The sequence below is a fragment of the Okeania hirsuta genome (assembly GCF_003838195.1).
GTDB classification, from domain to species: domain Bacteria; phylum Cyanobacteriota; class Cyanobacteriia; order Cyanobacteriales; family Microcoleaceae; genus Okeania; species Okeania hirsuta.
In genome coordinates this window covers 1-837 of sequence record NZ_RCBY01000646.1, presented here as the reverse complement: position 1 = coordinate 837, position 837 = coordinate 1, and the positions used below count along the sequence as shown (strand labels likewise).

Annotated in this window: 2 protein-coding genes; both read right to left on the bottom strand. The window is 37.0% G+C overall.

Features of this window, described 5'->3' with window-relative positions; translation table 11 throughout:
• Positions 1–402: 402 nt before the first annotated feature.
• Positions 403–555 carry a hypothetical protein gene (locus tag D5R40_RS37220; RefSeq protein WP_192901087.1) on the bottom strand — a complete coding sequence of 51 codons (153 nt, stop codon included), beginning with the start codon at positions 553–555 and terminating at the stop codon, positions 403–405.
• Positions 556–558: 3 nt separating this feature from the next.
• Positions 559–837: hypothetical protein (locus D5R40_RS37215; protein WP_205127879.1), on the bottom strand; the 279-nt coding region annotated here is incomplete at its 5' end.

The window sequence follows — 837 nt, the reverse complement described above, 5'->3', positions numbered from 1 at the left end:
AACGCAAAACATAAGTTTTTCAATTTTACCTTCAGCTACTTACCATTACATTTCAGCAACGCCCAATTTTCTAGAGAAAACCCGAACTATAATAACTGCATCTGCTTTGTTGTTACCTCGGGAAAATTTCCAGTAATATCATGTCCGGATAAGGGGTGCATCTCAATGCAAGAATAAAGCCAAAAATTTATCGCTCTTAGGCAATAGCTCCGAAAGGCAACAGGTAACAGGGAATAGGGAATAGGGAATATATAGGAAAAAAGTATTTTTGCTTGCTATGAGATGCACCCCGGATAAGAGCGTGATCAAAAAAACTTTCTCCTTTTCCTCCTCTTCTTCTTTCTTCTTGCTTCTTTCTTCCCTCCTGACTCGGTCCTCCTGACTCCTCAAATGATAACTGTTTTATTGCCCAGGTGTAATTAATTCAACCATTATATCAGGAGTTAAACGATAGGGATTTTCCCAAAGAATAGCTAAATGAAAACCTAAATGCTCCTCGGTTTGAGCATCAGCTTTTTCTCGAATTTGTCTAATTGATTCACATAAATAACACAATGGTTAAAAAGTTAATATCTCATCAATCAAATTTACTTTTTCCCGACGCTCAATATCAGTTCTTGTCCAAATAACAACAGGGGTTGTAGCTGACAAAATTGCTCTAAACAAATCTTTCCTGATAGATTGAGGATGAGCGCGAGTAACTTTCAATCCTAAGAAGGAAAAAATCTTAGACTCCGAAACTAAGAAACTATACACCAGGCAAATAAACCACACGGAAACCTCTGTTGTTATTTGGACAAGAACTGATATTGAGCGTCGGGAAAAAGTAAATTTGAT